14 protein-coding genes are annotated in these 14,752 nt (G+C 63.0%); 6 read left to right on the top strand and 8 right to left on the bottom strand.

Translation table 11 applies throughout. The annotated features are described in order from the left end of the window. Positions 1–167 precede the first annotated feature (167 nt). The 5 genes from FJ443_RS27715 to FJ443_RS27695 all read right to left on the bottom strand — a co-directional run bounded on the left by FJ443_RS27715 (position 168) and on the right by FJ443_RS27695 (position 5,312). A complete protein-coding gene (locus FJ443_RS27715; protein WP_140525310.1) occupies positions 168–1,355 on the bottom strand; it encodes an extracellular solute-binding protein in 1,188 nt (395 codons plus the stop codon). A gap of 34 nt (positions 1,356–1,389) precedes the next feature. Next, on the bottom strand, positions 1,390–2,151 hold the full coding sequence (locus tag FJ443_RS27710) for a glucosamine-6-phosphate deaminase (RefSeq protein ID WP_140658139.1): 762 nt from the start codon (positions 2,149–2,151) through the stop codon (positions 1,390–1,392). A 2-nt stretch (positions 2,152–2,153) separates the two neighbouring features. Further along, the gene (locus FJ443_RS27705; protein WP_140658137.1) at positions 2,154–3,206 is read right to left on the bottom strand and encodes a LacI family DNA-binding transcriptional regulator; all 1,053 of its coding nucleotides are present in this window, start codon (positions 3,204–3,206) and stop codon (positions 2,154–2,156) included. A gap of 211 nt (positions 3,207–3,417) precedes the next feature. Next, positions 3,418–4,602, bottom strand: a complete 1,185-nt coding sequence (gene uxuA, locus FJ443_RS27700) for a mannonate dehydratase (RefSeq protein ID WP_140658135.1) — start codon at positions 4,600–4,602, stop codon at positions 3,418–3,420. Positions 4,603–4,637: 35 nt separating this feature from the next. Further along, the gene (locus FJ443_RS27695) at positions 4,638–5,312 is read right to left on the bottom strand and encodes a GntR family transcriptional regulator (RefSeq protein ID WP_140666439.1); all 675 of its coding nucleotides are present in this window, start codon (positions 5,310–5,312) and stop codon (positions 4,638–4,640) included. A 229-nt stretch (positions 5,313–5,541) separates the two neighbouring features. Between FJ443_RS27695 and uxaC the strand changes: the two genes are divergently transcribed. The 6 genes from uxaC to FJ443_RS27665 all read left to right on the top strand — a co-directional run bounded on the left by uxaC (position 5,542) and on the right by FJ443_RS27665 (position 11,352). Next, positions 5,542–6,942 (top strand): glucuronate isomerase, encoded by a 1,401-nt coding sequence (gene uxaC, locus FJ443_RS27690; protein WP_140666423.1) that lies wholly within the window; start codon positions 5,542–5,544, stop codon positions 6,940–6,942. Between the two features lie 2 nt (positions 6,943–6,944). Beyond that, positions 6,945–7,160, top strand: coding sequence for a hypothetical protein (locus tag FJ443_RS27685; protein ID WP_140561309.1), 216 nt, complete (start codon positions 6,945–6,947; stop codon positions 7,158–7,160). Positions 7,161–7,279: 119 nt separating this feature from the next. Continuing rightward, on the top strand, positions 7,280–8,455 hold the full coding sequence (locus tag FJ443_RS27680; RefSeq protein WP_140513571.1) for an extracellular solute-binding protein: 1,176 nt from the start codon (positions 7,280–7,282) through the stop codon (positions 8,453–8,455). A 77-nt stretch (positions 8,456–8,532) separates the two neighbouring features. Next, on the top strand, positions 8,533–9,600 hold the full coding sequence (locus FJ443_RS27675; RefSeq protein ID WP_140581311.1) for an ABC transporter ATP-binding protein: 1,068 nt from the start codon (positions 8,533–8,535) through the stop codon (positions 9,598–9,600). Between the two features lie 8 nt (positions 9,601–9,608). After that, positions 9,609–10,505, top strand: a complete 897-nt coding sequence (locus FJ443_RS27670) for a sugar ABC transporter permease (RefSeq protein WP_140581312.1) — start codon at positions 9,609–9,611, stop codon at positions 10,503–10,505. A gap of 1 nt (position 10,506) precedes the next feature. Further along, positions 10,507–11,352: an ABC transporter permease subunit gene (locus tag FJ443_RS27665; RefSeq protein WP_140498468.1), complete on the top strand. Its 846-nt coding sequence runs from the start codon at positions 10,507–10,509 to the stop codon at positions 11,350–11,352. Positions 11,353–11,438: 86 nt separating this feature from the next. Here the strand turns inward: FJ443_RS27665 and FJ443_RS27660 are convergent, their stop codons facing one another. Genes FJ443_RS27660 through FJ443_RS27650 form a run of 3 tightly spaced genes read right to left on the bottom strand, consistent with a single transcriptional unit; the run spans position 11,439 to position 14,666 of the window. Then, complete coding sequence (locus FJ443_RS27660; protein WP_246681249.1) at positions 11,439–12,434, bottom strand: Gfo/Idh/MocA family oxidoreductase; 996 nt, start codon at positions 12,432–12,434, stop codon at positions 11,439–11,441. Positions 12,435–12,451: 17 nt separating this feature from the next. Beyond that, positions 12,452–13,474 carry a Gfo/Idh/MocA family oxidoreductase gene (locus tag FJ443_RS27655; protein WP_140666420.1) on the bottom strand — a complete coding sequence of 341 codons (1,023 nt, stop codon included), beginning with the start codon at positions 13,472–13,474 and terminating at the stop codon, positions 12,452–12,454. 7 nt (positions 13,475–13,481) lie between these two features. Next, positions 13,482–14,666: an extracellular solute-binding protein gene (locus FJ443_RS27650; RefSeq protein ID WP_140558028.1), complete on the bottom strand. Its 1,185-nt coding sequence runs from the start codon at positions 14,664–14,666 to the stop codon at positions 13,482–13,484. Positions 14,667–14,752 lie beyond the last annotated feature (86 nt).

The following is a 14,752-nucleotide window of genomic DNA, read 5'->3' as shown; positions in this document are numbered from 1 at the left end:
TATAGCCAGACGAGTCATCCATTCCTTGACCGGCCAAGGCCTTGGCCAGTCGACCGCGATCTCGGTCGGACCGGCGGGTTCCCCGGACCACCAGGGATCGTCAAGGCGGCTTAGCTATCATGGCAGCGGGGACAAACCGCTGTCGAATGGCCGTGCGCGGAGATACCCTATTTGGCGTTTTTGGCCCCGCCGATCTCCTTGTCCCACTTCTCGAACATGGCAACCAGCGGTTTGGCGTCGAGCGGCGGTTCGATCGGGTTGTCGGCGATCATCGCGGCATATTCGGGCCGGCCGAAACGCTTGATCGTGTCCTGGCTGTCCTGCGGCGCCATCTCTATCGGCACGTCCCTGATCGACGGGCCGGGGTACATGTAGCCGTGATCGTACATGAATGCCTGCTGCTCGGGCTCAAGGATGAAGGCGATCAGTTGCAGGAGAACGCCGAGCTTTTCGTCGGAAACGCCCTTTGGGATAGCCACATAGTTGGCGTCGCTGACCCAGTGGAAGCCCTTCAGGGTCGCAATCTTGTAGTCTTCGGGAACGATGCCGAGATAGCGCGGATTGATGTCCCATCCGGTGGTCGTGGCGATGATGTCGCGCGTGCCGTCACCCAGTTCCTTCATGGTGACGGTCGTGCCGGAGGGATAATAGTCGATGCAGTCGTTCAGTTCCTTGAGATAGGCCCAGGTCTTCTCCCAGCCGTCGATAGGATCCAGCGGATCCTTGTCGCCGAGCAGGTAGGGAAGGCCCATGACGAAGGTTCGGCCGGGGCCGGAATTCGCCGGGCGCGCATACATGAACTTTCCCGGATGCGCCTTGCACCAGGCAAGCAACTCTTCAGCGGTCCCAGGAAGGTCCTTGACCCGATCCGGCGCATATTCCAGGAGCGGGCCTGACGGATACCAGCTATCGACGAAGGCTTGGCCCTTCGCCATCTGCTGCATGGCATAGGCGCCCGGTAGGTAGCGCTCGTCGAGCTTGGGAAACATATCGGCATAGTCAGGCAGGATCTGGGTCCACAATCCCTGGTCGATGCCCGCGGCAAGGGCGTCGTTACCGGTGAGCACGAAATCGATGTCCAACCGGCCTGCCGCCTGCTGGGCCTTGAGCTTGGCGGCAAGTTCGGGCGCGGGCGCCTGCGTGTAAACGAACTTCGAGATCAGTTCCGGATGGGTCTCGGCGAACTTTTCAAGCGCCCGCTGGCTGAGTTGCAGGTCGCCGGCAACGTCGACCACATTGATGACCAGCGGTTCCTTCGGCTTCGGGAACTCCTTGGCAAGCACGAAAACCGGCCTTGCCGCCGCGGCAACGCCAGCACCCAGGATCGTTAGAAGGGCATTGCGTCGGGTTGTCATTGGTGTCTCCTCCCTTTCTAGGTTGCGTGGACGGTTATTCGCCCACGGTGTCCGGCACTTCGCGAAGCAGAGCAGCCGATTGCGGATCGAGAAACAGGTGGCAGTCGGCATGCCTGCGCAAGATACCGGCCGGCACCATCGGCGAGATCGGCGCTTCGACCGTATCGCGCACCGCCTCGGCCTTGCGGCGGTCCGGCACCGCCAGCACGATCAGACCGCTTTTCATGATCTGGTTGACGGTCATGGAGATCGCCCTGTGCGGAACGTCTTCCAGCGTCGGAAACCAGCCTTCGCCGAACTGCTGGCGGCGGCAGCGGTCGTCCAGCGTTACCAGGTGGAACGGTGCGGTCGTCTCGAAGTCCGCGGGCGGATCGTTGAAGGCGAGGTGGCCGTTCTCGCCAATGCCCGCGAAGGTCACATCGATAGGGTGCCGGGCAATCAACGCGCTGATGCGCGCCACCTCGGCACCTGGATCCGGCACGTCCCCGTCGATGAAATGAAAGGCCCCGAGCGACGGCAGCAGCGCGGTGAAGCGCTCCTTGAGATAGTGCCGAAAACTGGCCGGATGCGTATCCGGCATGGCGACATATTCATCGAGGTGAAAGCCGGTGACGCGCGACCAGTCGATGTCATCCCGCTTCACCAGCGCGGCAAGCACCTCGAACTGGCTGGCGCCGGTGGCGACGACGATATTGGCCGCGCCGCGCACCTCGATCGCGGCGCGGATCGACTGCGCCCCCAGTTCAGCGGCAGCGGCGCCCAGCAGCTTTTTGTCCGGTTTCACGTAAATTCGCATGATCACTCCGTGGTTGTAAGTCGATCGAGCCCCGCCGTGGCTCGCTGCGAGCACGGGGCCTGGGTTGTCGCCCTGATGACGAATTCGGTGACGAGATTGATGCGCTTGTGAGCGAGCGGCTTGCCTTGCAGCATAGCGACGAGAAGCTCGACCGCCTGCCTGCCGGCCTCCGCGCAATGAGTTGCGATGGACGTCAGGGGCGGGAAAAGGGTCGGCGCGAGTATGCCGTCGCAGCCGATCACGCTGTAGTCGCCCGGCACCGACAGGCCGCGCGCGGCAAGCCCGGCCATGATGCCTTGCGCCATGACATCGTCGAATGCGAGTACGGCGGTCGCGCCCGTCAGGACGAGTTCATCGACGCAGGCCTGGCCGGCCTCGAAGCTTGGCCGCGAGGTCGGAACCCGTACGATCTCAACCCCAAGCTCGACGGCCCTCCTGGTCACGGTGCCGTAGCGCTGGCTGTTCGACCAGGAGAATGCCGGCCCGGCAACATAGGCGATCGATCTATGGCCCAGCGAAACCAGATGCTCCAGCGCCTGCCCATAGCTTGGCCCGCTATCGACCAGAAGCCGTACCATGCCGGGAATGTCGCGGTTGACGAGGACGCAAGGCCGCCTCCGCGCATGTTCAAGGATCTGTTTCGTGTGCAGGCGCGAAGAGGCGATGATGAAACCTTCTACCTGCGCCGACAGCTTGGTCAGGAGAATGTCTTCCACATCCGGCGTCTCATCAGAATCGCCGATAAACGTCGCATAGCCACATTCGCGGGCCGTCGCCTGCCCCCCACGCATCATCGCCGCGAAGAACGGGTTGGTGATATCGGGCACGATTAGCGCGATGTTGCCCATCCGGCCGGTGCTTAGTGCGCGCGCGGCATGATTGGGGACATAGCCGAGCCGCGCGGCGACCGAGTGAACCCGCGCGACCGTCTCGCGACTGAGAAGTTCCGGCCGGCTGAAAGCACGCGAAACGGTAGCCGAAGAGACGTTGGCAGCGTCCGCCACCTCGCTCAGCGTCGGTGTTGAAGATGAATTGTTCCGCTTTCGGTCAGGCATGCGCGCCCCTATGCAAGCGCTTGCATGAAAGCGCTTGCACGAAGTCGTGTCAAGGATTGATTGGCCTAGAACAGGTCGGATAGTCGGGCTGTCCCCCGAGGCACTCCTCCACAGGCGGAAACCGACCTAATGCCGACCGACGTCAGGGATAGGGCAGGATCGGCGCAGGCGGACCGAAGCCGCGCCGATCACGGTAGGCATTGCCGCGCTGTCAACCCTTCGACTGGAGCGCGTGGATCACGCCGCGCAGTTCCGCCAGACCGCGCAGGCGACCTATCGCCGGATAGCCGGGATTCACCGTTTTTGTGAGATCATCCAGCATGCGGTGGCCGTGGTCGGAGCGGAAGACGATGGTGTCGTGCGGTTCCCGTTTGCCGTCTTCGGCCAACAATTCGCGCAGTACCGCAACCATGTCCACGTCGCCGTCCAGATGCGCCGCTTCATGGAAGGTGCGGCCATCGCCTTCGCGCTTGGTCGCCCGCAAATGTGCGAAGGGGATGCGCGACGCGAAGTGCTTCGCCATCGCCGGAAGATCGTTGTCGGCGCGCACGCCAAGGCTTCCGGTGCAAAAGCACATGCCGACGGCCGGCGACGGAACTGCCTCGAAGAGCGCGTTGTAGTCGGCGGCGGTCGAGGCCACCCGCGGCAGACCAAAGAGCGAGCGGGGCGGATCGTCCGGATGCAGCGCAAGCCGGACGCCGCTGCTCTCTGCGGCGGGCGCGATCGCCGCCAGGAATTCGGTGAGATGGTGGCGCAGCCGGGCGGCATCGATGCCCGCATAACGCTCCAGCCGGTCGCGAAACTGCGGGACCGTCAACGGCTCCGTGGTCGAGCCCGGCAGCGCACTGGCGATGTTGGCGACGAGGGTCGCGGCCTCCTCTTCGCTCATCGCCTCGAAAACAGCTTTCGCCCGCTCGCGGTCCTCGTTCGAATAATCGGCTTCGGCTCCCCTGCGCTGCAGGATGTGGAGGTCGAAGGCTGCAAACCGGTCCTGGTCGAAACGCATCGCGGTCGCGCCGCTTGGCAGTTCGTAATCGAGATCGGTGCGGGTCCAGTCCACCAGGGGCATGAAATTGAAACAGATGATATGGATGCGGTTGGCCGCAACCGCTTCCATGCTGGCGATCCAGGCCTCGATCTCGGCTTTCGCCTCGCCGCCGTGGCGCTTGACAGCGTCAGGGACCGGTATGCTTTCAACGACCGACCAGACAAGCGGCGAGCGGTCGGACGGCGTATCCTCGATCATCGCCTTGCGCGTCGCCACCTCCGCCTTCGTCCAGGCACGCCCGATCGGGACTTCGTGCAACGCCGATACGATATCGGTGGCGCCGGCCTGACGCACGGCATCGAGCGGAACCCCCGCATCCGGCCCAAACCATCTCCATGCCTCGCGCATTCGTCATTTCTCCAACTATTTCAGGGCTGGTCGGCTCAAATAAACCAGTCGGGGTAGGCGTCGCGCAGTTGCTCGACATCGGGAATGACAGCGCCCAGATGGATTCGCATGGCCTCGCAGGCAGCCTTAACGTCATGCGCCGCTATAGCGTTGCGGATGACCGTATGCTCGCCAATCACATGGTCCATGCGGCCGAGCGCGGGCAGCGTCATGCGTCGCGCCCGGTCGATCTGCACCTTGACCGGCTTCAGATAGTTCCAGATGCCGGAATAGCTGGCTATTCCGGCAATCGCCTCGTGAAAGGCCTCGTCGGCCTCGTGAAAGCCGTTCATGTCCTGTCGTTCGGCAAGGAACCGCTGCCGCGCCAATATGTCGTCGAGCTTTCCCACATCGTCGCCGTTTGCGCATTGCGCGGCCTTTTCGACCGTGGCGCCTTCCAGCGCCTTACGGATGACGACGGCTTCAGGAATGAGCGAGATCGGTATCGGCGCGACGAAGGTTCCCGACTGGGGATAGATATTGACCAGCCCGTCCTCGACCAGGCGAATCAACGCCTCGCGAACCGGCGTGCGGCTGACACCGAAACGCTCAGTCAGGACCTTTTCATTCAAGGCGTTGCCGGGCTTAAGCTGCATGGATACGATCGCCTCGTGCAGTTCGCGGTATACTGCGGACGCAGCCGTCGTACGCACGATGCCCGGCCGACGCATCTTCGTTCGAACGGAGACGGCGTCGCGGTCGGAGCCCGCAATGCCCGCATGCGCCTTTGCTGATGTCATTTCTCGATCCCCGATCTTCAATCAGTTGACATATTAATATATTATTCCTTACTGTTCGCCAATATCGGAACGCCGCTTCATCCCAAATTATGATCGCGCGCATTCAATCGCCCCTCCCTTCCGAACGCCGCTTTCGCGGCTCGACCGCAAGGATTTTGCAATGCCGCTCCATCCCGACAGGCTTTTTTCGCCTGATCCTACCGTCCGTTCCATCGCCAGGCGCCTCTATGAAGGCGTGCGTGCCTTGCCGATCATCTCCCCGCACGGCCATACCGAGCCGGATTGGTATGCGTATGACCTGCCGTTCCCGGATCCGGCCACGCTGTTCGTCAAGCCCGACCACTACATTTTGCGCATGTTCTATTCCCAGGGAATGCGCATGGAAGATTTCGGCGTCCCACGACTGGATGGGGGCCCGATCGAAACCGATCCCCGCAAGATCTGGCGCCGCTTCGCCGAGAACTACGCCCTTTTCCGCGGCACGCCGACACGGCTGTGGTTCGAGCATTCGCTGGCAACGGTCTTCGGAATCGAAGAGCGGCTCGGCGCGAAGAATGCCGACCTTCTTTATGATCGCATCGCCGAACAGCTCGAACGGCCGGAGATGCGCCCGCGCGCGCTCTACAAGCGTTTCAACATCGAAGCCATCTCAACGACGGACGCCGCCACCGATGCGCTTGCCGCGCATGATGCGATCAAGGCTTCCGGCTGGGACGGCCAGGTTGTACCAGCCTACCGGCCAGACGCCGTCGTCGACCCTTCGCGCAAGGGTTTCCATGCCGAGGTGGAGCGGTTCCTGGCGTTGGCCGGAACGCCGACCAGCTATCCCGGCTATCTTGAGGCGCACCGCATCCGCCGTGCCTACTTCAAGCAGCGCGGCGCGACGTCCACCGACCACGGCCATCCGAATGCCCGCACCGCCGACCTTTCGAAGGCGGAAGCAACGGCTCTGTTCGACCGGGTGCTGAAGGCCGATGTCTCGCCCGAGGATGCGGACCTGTTCCGCGCACAAATGCTGACCGAAATGGCGCGCATGAGCGTCGAGGACGGCCTGGTCATGCAAATCCATCCCGGCTCTTTCCGCAACCACAACCCGCAGATTTTCGCCGAGTTCGGCTTCGACAAGGGCGCAGACATTCCCACCGGCACCGATTATGTCCACGACCTCAAGCCGCTCCTCGACGCGTTCGGCAACGACACGCGCCTGACATTGATCCTGTTCACACTGGACGAGACGGCCTATGGGCGCGAGCTTGCGCCGCTTGCCGGGCATTATCCGGCGCTGCGCCTCGGCCCGCCCTGGTGGTTTTTCGACAGCCCCGAAGGCATGTACCGGTTTCGCAAGCTTACCACGGAGACAGCTGGCTTCTATAACACGGTGGGCTTCAACGACGACACCCGTGCCTTCTGTTCGATCCCCGCGCGGCACGACATGGCGCGCCGCGTCGACTGCAATTTTCTCGCGGAATTGGTGGCTGACCACCGGCTCGACGAGGACGAGGCGCAGGAAGTGGCGCACGATCTCGCCTACCGCCTGGCCAAGAAAGCCTATAGGCTCTGACCATGGCGCAGCGGCTTTCCAATCGGACCTGGGTGACCTGCCGGCCGGGATCGGGCGCGCGGACCGCAGAGGTCGGCTCGGCTGCCGAACTGGCCGCCGTCTTCCTGCGGCTGAAGCAGGTCCTCGGCACCGATCTCTCGGCCAGCCCCCATCTCGCAAGGCTAGGAACCGCATTGACCGATCTTTTGAACGACGGCGCCGCAACCACCGTGGCATGATTGGCGCAGCGGTTCACGCACGAAGCAGAAAGCGGTTGTTTTTGAGGACTGGTAGATTAATATATCAAAATTGAAATCCTGCCGGACAAGACAGGACCCCAGCGGAGGAGATGAAGATGATCAAGATCACTCGGCGACAGGCGGTCGGCGGACTAGCCGGCATGGCGGCGCTTCCGGTTGCGCGCGCGTTTGCCCAGACCGCCAAGCTGCCGACCGCGCCCGTCACCATCAATATCGTCGATGTCGCCGGCAATCTGGCGCTAACCCAGAAGGCGATCGAGAATTACAAGACGGCCAAGCCGGAACTGATCTCGAACATCGTCTTCACCAAGGCGCCGGCCCCGGAGCTTCCGGGCAAGATCAAGGCGCAGCAAGCGGCGAACCGCGTCGATATCGACCTCGTGCTTACCGGAACGGATGCGCTGTCGGCAGGCCTCGAGATGGACCTGTGGGTCAAGCTGCTTCCTGACGATTCGGGCGCCTTGCCGAAGCTGGCCGATATCTATCAGGAGCCGGCAGCGCGGATGCAGACGCTGGCCAAGGACCACGGCGTCGTCGTCACCTACTACCCGTCCGGGCCGCTGCTCGAATACATGCCCGACAAGGTCAAGACGGTGCCGACCACGGCGGAGGAGCTTCTGGCGTGGGCCAAGGAGAACCCGAACCGGTTCCTCTATGCGCGCCCGGCCAATTCCGGCCCCGGCCGCACCTTCCTGATGGGTCTTCCCTATCTGCTCGGCGACAGCGATCCGAAGGATCCGGTCAAGGGCTGGGACAAGACCTGGGCCTATCTTAAGGAACTGCACAAATACATCGAATATTATCCGACCGGCACCGGTGCGCTGATGAAGGAACTCGGCGAAGGCACGCGCGACATGACTGTGTCGACGACTGGCTGGGACATCAACCCGCGCGTTCTCGGCGTCGTGCCGAAGGAAGCCAAGGTTGGGGCGCTGAAAGGCTTCCATTGGGTCGCCGACGCCCATTACATGTGCGTGCCGAAAGGGGTCAGCGACGAAAAACTGGCCGTGCTCAAGGACCTGATGGCATTCCTGCTGACGCCTAAGCAGCAGGCCTATACCTATGACGAGGGCTATTTCTATCCGGGCCCGGCGGTCAAGGATGTCACCCTCGACATGGCGCCGCAGGAAAGCCAGGATGCGATCGCCGAATTCGGCCGCACCGAATATGCCGACCTGATCGCCAACAATCCGATCGAACTGCCGCTGGAGCCAGCTTCGATGGTCACGGCATTCCGAACCTGGGACGAACAGGTCGCCGCCGCCGCGAAATGACAAACCTTTGAGTTTCAGCGCATAATAGGAACCGGGCATGCCGCCCGGTTCGCCTACAACAATGGGGCTACGAACGGATGCTGCTCGCCTCGTCGAAATTCGACGAACTCCGCCTCGATCATATGAGTCGAAAATTCGGCAGTATGAGCGCGCTGAGTGACGTTTCGCTGACCGTGCGCAAGGGGGAATTCATCGCCCTGCTCGGACCTTCGGGCTGCGGCAAGTCGACCGCCCTGAACTGCATCGCCGGACTGCTTTCCACCACGGGCGGCAGCATCTATCTCGACGACAAGCGTATCGACCAGCTTAAGCCGGAAGACCGCGGCTTCGGCATGGTCTTCCAGAACTATGCGCTGTTCCCGCATATGACCGTCAAAGCCAATATCGGCTTCGGCCTGAAGATGCGCGGCACGCCCAAGACCGAGATCACGCAACGCGTCGACGAGGCGCTGGGACTGGTGCGGCTGGAAACGCAGGGCCACAAGCTGCCGGGTCAACTGTCAGGCGGTCAGCAGCAGCGGGTCGCCATCGCCCGCGCCATCGTCATCGAGCCGCCGCTGGTGCTGATGGACGAGCCGCTCTCCAACCTCGACGCGAAATTGCGCATCGAGATGCGTGCGGAAATCCGGCGCATCCACAACCAGCTCGGGGCCACCACCCTTTATGTGACGCATGACCAGGATGAGGCCTTGTCGCTTGCCGACCGCATAGTCGTGCTGCGCGATGGCCGAATCCGGCAGGTCGGCGCTCCGCGGGACCTCTATGAGAGCCCGGACCATCTCGACGTCGCCGAATTCATGGGCTACCGCAACCGGCTAACCGGCAAGGTCACCCGGCGCGACGGCGACATTGCCACGGTCGAGGTCGGCGGCGTCAGCCTTTCGGGCAGAGTGCGCGACGATCTCGCGGTTGGCGCGCACGCCGTGATCGCCGCCAGGCCGGACGATGTCACCGTGAGCGACAAGGGCGTCGGGACGCTCGATGCGAAGGTCGAAACCATCGAGTATCGCGGCCGGGAATTCGTCGGCACGGCACGCACCGAGGGCGGCCTCGAGCTGATTTTCCATGCCAGCCAGGCCGCGTCGGTCGGGAACACGGTTTCGCTCTCGATCGATTCTGCCCATGCCCTGATCTACGCGGCCTGAGGATGGCGATGTCGACGCTCGATCATACGCCCTCTCCTTCTCTGCGCCAGCGGCTGGCCTTGCACGGGATCGACGGCGTCACCCTTCTGGTGCTTCCGGCCGCCTTGTTTACGCTGGCGATCTTCGTCTATCCCTTTGTCTACGGCCTGCTCCTGTCCTTCCAGCCGAAGGAAGGGGGGCTCCTCGCCAACTACCAGCGTTTCTTCACCGACCCGTTCCTCTACAACACCATTGCCACCACGCTGTGGCTGGCGGTGCCGGTCACCGTTATCAGCCTGGCGCTGGCGCTGCCCATCGCATTTCGCGTTCGCCTGATGACGCACCAGCGCATGCTGACCACCATCCTCGTGCTGCCGGTAACGCTCGGCACGGTGCTGGTAGCGGAAGGCCTGCTCAACTATCTGGGACCGCAGGGCTGGTTCAGCCGCACGCTGATGTTGTTCGGCGTCATCAGCAGTCCCGTGAAACTCACCAACAATTACTGGGGTGTTTTCGCGTCGCTGATCATCACCGGTTTCCCGTTCACGTTCCTTTTGACGCTTTCCTATGTGACAGGCATCGATCCGGCACTGGAACAGGCAGCGGCGACCCACGGCGCGCGCTCCTGGCAGCGGTTCCGCTATGTGTTCCTGCCGCTGCTGATCCCCGGCCTGGCCATCGCCTTCCTGCTTTCATTCGTACAGGCCTTCGCCGTCTTTCCGTCGGCGGTTCTGCTCGGTGCGCCGGCCGGGCCGACCCGGGTCATCTCGATTGCGGCCTACCAGGCCGCCTTCGAGCAATATGACTACTCGATGGCCTCGGCAATCGCGATGATCATGGCCGGTGTGCAGTTGGTCATCGTCGTCGCCATCCTGATGCTGCGCAACCTGTTCTATCGTGGCAGCACCGCAGGCGGAAAGGGCTGACATGATCCGCGACACAACCATCGCCGCCAAGCTCTGGATCACCGCCATCTGGGTGGTGGTGGGTTTCTTCGTACTCAACCTCGCGGCGATGATTGCCACGGTCATCCTGTCGTCCTTCGGCACGCGCTGGCTGGGCACATGGATTCCTGCCGGCTTCACCACCCGCTGGTATTTCGCCGCCTGGGCGGAATTCCAGCTCCACGATATCCTGATCGTAACCTTCCAGATCGCCTTCACCGTGGTCGCGCTTTCAGGCCTGCTCGGCGTGACGGCGGCCTATGCGCTGGCGCGGCGCGATTTTCCCGGCAAGAAGCTGGTCATGCTTCTGTTCCTGCTGCCGCTTCTGGTCCCGCCGATCACCTTCGGCATTCCGCTGGCTACCGTGCTCTACCAATCGGGGGTCGGTGGCACCTTCTGGGGCGTGGTGCTGGCCAATCTCGTGCCGACGGTTCCTTTCGTCATCCTGGTGATGATCCCCTTCATCGAGCAGATCGATCCCAAGATCGAGGCGGCCGCGCGTGTCTTCGGCGCCAACACGTTCCAGCTCTTTCTCCATGTTCTGCTGCCGATGCTGATGCCGGGCATCTTGGCGGCGCTGCTGCTGGTGCTGGTGCGTACCATCGGCATGTTCGAACTGACCTTCCTGACAGCCGGGCCGACCAGCCAGACGCTCGTCGTGGCGCTGTACTATTCGGTCTTCGCCTCGGGCGTTCGCGCGGTGCAGTCGATCGACGCGATGGCGGTGGTGTATATGATAACGACGCTGGTCTGGCTGCTGATCGCATTGCGCTTCGTCAATCCGACGCAGATTGTAGCGCGGGCAAAGCAGCAGCCCGCCTCCGCCTGAAACAGGCTTTTCTTTCCGCCGCATGATGGCGGCGGAAAGCCACTCTCCAGGAATCCTGGAGCGTTCGAGGTTCGAAGGAAGCGCTCTTATACGGGTTGGTTGCTGGCCGGATCCGCACGGATGAGGGCTGCGATCAGGCGCTGTGTCTGGAGCGCCTCCTCACCCGTCACGACCGGATCGCGGTCTTGCGAAATCGCATCGGCGAAATCGTCAATCAGCGCACGATGCGCGTCGTGGGGGAAGTCCATGATGGCTGCGCCGCTGCCTGTCTTCCCCTCCGCCTCGACGCGCTCTTCGCGCCCGTCGAGCCAGTCGACGCTCAGCGCCCCGCCGGTCAGCGTGGCCGTGCCGAGCGAGCCGACAATCTCCATGGTTTCAGGCGAGCCCGGATAGGCCGCCGTCGTGGCGAGCAGCGAGGCCGGTGAGCCGTTGCCGAGCCGCATCAGGGCGGTGACATAATCCTCAGCCTCCATCCGGTGCAGGCCGGTCGTCCGCACCTGCGAAGCCAACACCTCTACCTCTCCCAGCAGAGAGCGGAAAAGGTCGATGGCGTGGATGGCCTGCGACAACAGCACGCCGCCCCCGTCCCGCGCGAAGCTGCCGCGGCCGCCGGTGTCGTAGTAGGCCTGCGGCCGCCACCACGGAACCCGAAGACTGGCCGCCTCCACCGTGCCGATGGCGCCGGAAGCCAGCAGTTGGCGCAGCCGCAGGCTGGCCGGCCGGAAACGGTGCTGCAGGACGACGCCGAGGCGCAGGCCGGCCCCGCGGGCCAGCGTGACCAGCTTCTCGGCGCGCGCCAGCGTCGTTTCGAGCGGCTTTTCGACGAGCACGTGCTTGCCGGCGGCAAGGGCCAGTTCGGCCACCGCCAGATGCGCGTTGGCCGGCGTCAGCACCAGCACCGCCTGAACCTCGGGATCGGTAATCGCGGCCGCAATATCGGTCGTCACGGGAAAGGAAAACTGGTCGGCAAAGGCTTCTGCCGTCGCCTGGCTGCGGCTGGCCGCCCATTTCACCTCGATCCTGCCCGCAAGATCGACGAGGCTCTTCGCATGCGGCAACGCCGCCGGACCCAAGCCGATCATGGCGATACGTAGCCTGCTCATCGCGCGTTCCTTTCCTGCCCCGTCACGACGACCGCCGCCGCCTGCGCCTCGAGCGCCAGCCGGCAGACCGTGAAGACATGCTCCTGCGTCATCGCCGTTTCGGTACGCTCGCGCACGTCGGCAAGCAGGCGCTCGAAATAGGATATCTTTTCGCCCGACGCATCGAAATGGCGCGTGCCCTTGCCATCGACGAGGAATACGTGGTCCGCGCCAGGTTTGCCGGCTATGTCGACATATTTCCTAAGCTCGATCGTGCCCTTGGTGCCGAGCAGGATCAGCCGTCCATCCCCCCAGGTCGGCAGCCCGTCGGCGGTGAACCAGTCGACGCGGATATAACCGCTCGCTTTGTCTCCCCGCAGGAGGATGTCGCCGAAATCCTGAAATGCCGGAATGTCAGAAGCGCCAAAATGGCCGACCGCACTTGAAACGACATTCGCGTCGGCGCAGCCAGTATAGAACAGGAACTGATCAATTTGGTGCGAGGCGATATCGACCAGGATGCCGCCGTAATTCACGGGATCGAAAAACCACGCCGGGCGTAGCGCACGGTTGAGCCGGTGCGGCCCCAGGCCCGTCACATGGATGACTTCGCCGATGGCGCCCTCCATCGCCAGCTGCGTCGCCAGCGTCGAGGCTCGGGTCAGGAGGCGCTCCGAAAAGCAGATCGAAAAGATGCGTCCCGTCTCACGCACGGTCTGCCGCACGGCGGCAAGCTGCTCGAACGTGGTCAGGCCGGGCTTGTCCGCAAGCACGTCCTTGCCATGCCGCATGGCCTCGACGGCAATGGCGGCCCGATCGGAGGGGACAGCCGCGGTAACGACGAGGTCGATGGCGGGATCCTCGATCAGGCGCCGTCGTTCGACCGGCGCGATCCGTGGAAAACGCTCGGCGATGCCGGCGGCAACCTTGGGATCGGTCGTCGCGGGATCGTAGCCGGCGCACTCGGCGCCGGCATCCAGAAGCCCACCGATCAGGTCATAGACGTGACGATGATCGATGCCGATCACGGCAAATCGCATTGGTCCGCTATTTCATCTTGTTGGCACCGACCTCGCGGTCCCATTTCTCGAAGGCGGCGACCAGTGCTTCCGGCTTTAACGGCGCTTCGACCGGGAACTTCCTGATCAGCTCTTCATATTGTGGGCGGCCGAACTCTGCGATGGCGTCCTGGCTTTCCTGCGGCGCGGCGCTGAGCGGTACGCCCTTGACCGCCGGGCCGGGATAGAAATAGCCCTTGTCGTAGGTGTAGGCCTGCTGCGCGGGTTCGAGCATGAAGGCCATGAGCTTGACCAGAACCGCGACCTTTTCCTCGGCGACGCCCTTGGGAATGCACATGAACTGCGTATCGGGCACCCAATGCGTGCCTTCGAGCGCAAACGTCTCGATCTCCTTCGGCACTATGCCCAACACGCGCGGGTTGATGTCCCAGCCGAAGGTGGAAACGATCATGTCGCGGGTGCCCTCGGCCAGCTCCTTCATCGTCACGGTGGTGCCGGAGGGATAGTAATCGATGCCTTCATCCAGCGCCTTCAGATAGGCCCAGGTCTTCTCCCAGCCATTGATGGGATCGGAAGGATTTTTGTCGCCGAGGATGTAGGGCATGGCCATCAGGAAGGTCCAGCCCGGTCCCGAATTGACCGGCCGCGCATAACAGAATTTGCCGGGATTGGCCTTCACCCACGCCAGCAGTTCGTCGGTGTTCCTGGGAATGGTCTTGACCCTGTCCGGCGCATATTCGAAGAGTGGGCCCGACGGCGAATAGACGACGGCGACACCTTCGTTCTGGCCGAAGTTCTTCTGCATCATCAAGGCGCTGTCGAGATAGACGTCCTCAGCCTTGGGCAGCACAGTGGGATATTTCGTCCACACGTCGATCCACAGGCCCTGGGTGATGCCGTCCGACATGGCACCCGGACCCGTCAGCACCAGGTCGATGTCGACCCGGTTGGCCGCCTGCTGCGCGGCGAGCTTGGCCGGCAGTTCGGGGGACGGCGCGCGCGAGAACGTGATCTTGGAGACGAGCCCCGGATTTTCCTTGCCGAATTTCTCGATTGCCGCCTGGGTAAGCTGCAGATTGCCCGCGACGTCAATGATGTTGAGCGCCACCGGCGAAGTGGGCAGGGCAAGCTCGTCGGCGAATGACCTGCCAAAGGGCAGCGCTGCAAACCCCGCCAATGCGCCGAGCGCCTGGCGGCGTGAAATCGTGAACATCGTCGTCCTCCTCATTTATTTTCTTGAAAGAGCGATATCTCCGCACTTTCATCCCGGCTCTCCCAGATGAATGATATATTAGTCTA

Source organism: Mesorhizobium sp. B2-6-1, assembly GCF_006440475.1.
In the GTDB taxonomy this organism is placed as follows: Bacteria; Pseudomonadota; Alphaproteobacteria; order Rhizobiales; family Rhizobiaceae; genus Mesorhizobium.
Note: the sequence above shows the minus strand (reverse complement) of the source record. Positions and strands in the feature narration are given on the sequence as shown.

Bases quoted from the DNA above. Each gene is read 5' to 3' on its own strand.
- FJ443_RS27715 (WP_140525310.1), bottom strand. From the start codon at position 1,355: ATGACAACCCGACGCAATGCCCTTCTAACGATCCTGGGTGCTGGCGTT.
- FJ443_RS27710 (WP_140658139.1), bottom strand. From the start codon at position 2,151: ATGCGAATTTACGTGAAACCGGACAAAAAGCTGCTGGGCGCCGCTGCC.
- FJ443_RS27705 (WP_140658137.1), bottom strand. From the start codon at position 3,206: ATGCCTGACCGAAAGCGGAACAATTCATCTTCAACACCGACGCTGAGC.
- uxuA (WP_140658135.1), bottom strand. From the start codon at position 4,602: ATGCGCGAGGCATGGAGATGGTTTGGGCCGGATGCGGGGGTTCCGCTC.
- FJ443_RS27695 (WP_140666439.1), bottom strand. From the start codon at position 5,312: ATGCGTCGGCCGGGCATCGTGCGTACGACGGCTGCGTCCGCAGTATAC.
- uxaC (WP_140666423.1), top strand. From the start codon at position 5,542: ATGCCGCTCCATCCCGACAGGCTTTTTTCGCCTGATCCTACCGTCCGT.
- FJ443_RS27685 (WP_140561309.1), top strand. From the start codon at position 6,945: ATGGCGCAGCGGCTTTCCAATCGGACCTGGGTGACCTGCCGGCCGGGA.
- FJ443_RS27675 (WP_140581311.1), top strand. From the start codon at position 8,533: ATGCTGCTCGCCTCGTCGAAATTCGACGAACTCCGCCTCGATCATATG.
- FJ443_RS27670 (WP_140581312.1), top strand. From the start codon at position 9,609: ATGTCGACGCTCGATCATACGCCCTCTCCTTCTCTGCGCCAGCGGCTG.
- FJ443_RS27665 (WP_140498468.1), top strand. From the start codon at position 10,507: ATGATCCGCGACACAACCATCGCCGCCAAGCTCTGGATCACCGCCATC.
- FJ443_RS27660 (WP_246681249.1), bottom strand. From the start codon at position 12,434: ATGATCGGCTTGGGTCCGGCGGCGTTGCCGCATGCGAAGAGCCTCGTC.
- FJ443_RS27655 (WP_140666420.1), bottom strand. From the start codon at position 13,474: ATGCGATTTGCCGTGATCGGCATCGATCATCGTCACGTCTATGACCTG.
- FJ443_RS27650 (WP_140558028.1), bottom strand. From the start codon at position 14,666: ATGTTCACGATTTCACGCCGCCAGGCGCTCGGCGCATTGGCGGGGTTT.